1 protein-coding gene is annotated in these 2,873 nt (G+C 42.3%); it reads left to right on the top strand.

What is annotated here, in order from left to right:
- Positions 1-2,873: discoidin domain-containing protein (locus tag V7K46_RS18235; protein WP_335115512.1), on the top strand; the 2,873-nt coding region annotated here is incomplete at both ends.

The following is a 2,873-nucleotide window of genomic DNA, read 5'->3' as shown; positions in this document are numbered from 1 at the left end:
GGGGTAAATGTTTCTAATGGTTATGTTTATGAAGATCGTGAACTATATTTAGATGCTGGCAAGTATTGGCTAGAGCTAAATGGGACTGGTGCAACTGACCCTAGCTTCAATGTGCAGATCATCACTGCACCTTTGACAACCACAGCAATGAATCTTGGCGATACGGTTAGCGGTACAATTGCCAAAAAAGGTGAGCAGGATTCCTTTACTTTTACGGGTACAGCAGGTCAGCAGTTATTCTATGATGCGCTTCAACCTACTAACTACTTCCAGTACTCTATTTATGACCCTACAGGCAGAAAAATATTAAATTCAGCCGATAGTCGTGGCGATCGCCGACCTCAAGATAGTCTAACATTGACCATGAACGGTACTTACAAAGTCACGATTGACGGCTCTGGTGAAGATACAGGAGCTTACAAATTCCGTTTCCTTGATCGCAACACTGCCGCAGTCGCTACTATCGGTGGTAGTGCTTTGACAGGAAATTTCGATGAGATGGGTATTGGTAGTACCTCCTATCGCTTTAATGTGATGGGTAATCAAACTATCAAGATTGATGGTCAAAGCACTGGACAAGCTTATAACTATTGGATTTTGTATGGCAGAGATGGCACGCAAATTACCTATGACCAGATTTACAACAGTCAAAATGTCGCGTTAACTGCTGGTGAATATTGGCTGGTGATGCAAGGTAATGGCGCAGTTAATAACAACTACAGTATTAAACTAACAAGTATTTCATCCACTCCATCTAGCGACTCTACCCCAATTGACTACACTCTGAATACGGTGGTGAAGGGAAATGTCAACTCTTTTTATGTGATGGCTGGTTCAGCCGACCTAAGCAGCTATCCTGCTTACAGAGCCTTCGATGGACATTTAACTGGTGAAGATGGTTTTTGGGCAGCAAATGGACCTACTCCCTCAATCCAGATCGATCTTGGCTCTGCTAAATCTGTTGCTACATACTCTTTATTATCTAGATGGAATGGTGAGTACAATCAAAGTCCACATCAGTGGGCACTGGCTGGTAGTAATGATGGAACTAATTTCACTACCATAGATACCAGAACACAAGAAGGGGTTTGGGGTGTTTTAGAGACGAGAAATTACACTCTAGCGACTCCCGATTCCTACAGATACTATAAGTGGACTTTTACGGCTGTACCAGGGCAGAGCATCATTAGCGTTCAAGAGATTACACTCGCCGATTCTGCTGGCAAATCAGTTATAGATAATAAGAAAATATATTCCTTTGACGGCATTACAGGACAAGATATTTGGTTCGACAGTCAGTCCAATTCGTCGAACTTGAAGTACACCCTCATCACCCCATCTGGTAGAGAAATTGCAACTAACAGTACATGGCAGGACAATTCCGAAATTGCACTAGGAGAAACAGGTAAATACAAATTTGTTGTAGAAGGAACAAACAGTCTATTTAGCGCTTACCAATTCCAACTAGTTAGTTATGCAAATAGTGCAACTAATCCAACCCCGATCACTCTGGGAGATAGCGTATCGGGAACTTTTGGTGGCGGCGGCTTGGAAGCTAAGTTCTATCGTTTTACCTCAACGGTTGACAATCAACATATATTTATCGATACCACAGGTGGCAATGTAAATAATTACCTATACGTCATGTCACCCGATGGTGTAACCCTCACCTACAGTAGACTTGCTGCTTATTACGACGGAGGACCTATAGATTTCTACTTGCCTAAAGCAGGAGAATACACCTTAGTCATCTCTGGTAGAAACACTGGAACTTACACTTATAACGTCAGTGTTTTAGCACCTACTTCCACGACAACTGCTTATACTATTGGTAAAGAGCAATCGGGTATCATTTCAATTAAGGGACAACAGGATACTTATACCTTCTCAGGCAGTAAAGGGCAACAACTTTTTTATGATGCTTTAGGTGGTGATTATCTCTACTTCACTCTCATCGATCCAAATGGAAAAACGATTGTCAACAGGGCGGATGGTCGGAACGATCAAGGCTCGGAACCAAGTAATGGTCTTACCCTTAAACTAGATGGAACTTACAAGATCGTTATTGGTGGTTCTGATATTGGTTATTATGGAGGAGCTACTTCCCATACAGGTAACTACAGCTTCCGTCTGTTAGACAAAAATGGCGCTACAACACCGCAAGTTTTTGTGGGTGACACAATTGGTGGCACTGCTGCGGATGTATTTGACAATAACGGTCTAGGTTCAAAAATCTATCGTCTTACCATTACTAATCCCACTGATTCCCTTTACTTTGAGGCTTTAAAGACAGGCGGGAACTACATTATTTATGACACGGATGGGAATTACCTTGCCAGTCGTGACATGAACACTGCCTATGGTAGAGAGCTAACCCTTGCAAAAGGTGATTACATGATCGTAATGCAAGGGACAGGTTCTAGCATTCCTTATCAATTTAGAATTAATCGTCCTGCCAATTCCATTCCCGAAGCGATTGAATTTGATACTGTTGTCAGTGGCACTATTACTGATAAAGGTGCAGTCCGTAATTACACTTTTACTGGCATCAAAGGACAGCAAATTTTCTATGATGCTCTGGGTGGGGATTATTTATATTTTACAGTTATCGATCCAACAGGCAAAGTGGTTGTCAATCGTGCCGATGCACGTAATGACCGAGGCTCCGACCCAAGTAATGGTTTGACCCTCCAGATGGATGGCACGTACAAATTAATAATTGGTGGTACGGATGTCGGCTATTACAGTGATTATTCCTATCCTCACACTGGTAACTATAGCTTCCGTCTGTTAGACAAAAATGGCGCTACAACACCGCAAGTTTTTGTGGGTGACACAATTGGTGGCACTGCTGCGGATGTATTTGACAATAA

Origin of the sequence: Nostoc sp., assembly GCF_036917395.1 — a bacterium.
Taxonomy (GTDB): Bacteria; Cyanobacteriota; Cyanobacteriia; order Cyanobacteriales; family Nostocaceae; genus Nostoc.
The sequence above is the reverse complement of the archived record's forward strand: the minus strand, read 5'-3'. Positions and strand labels throughout refer to the sequence as shown.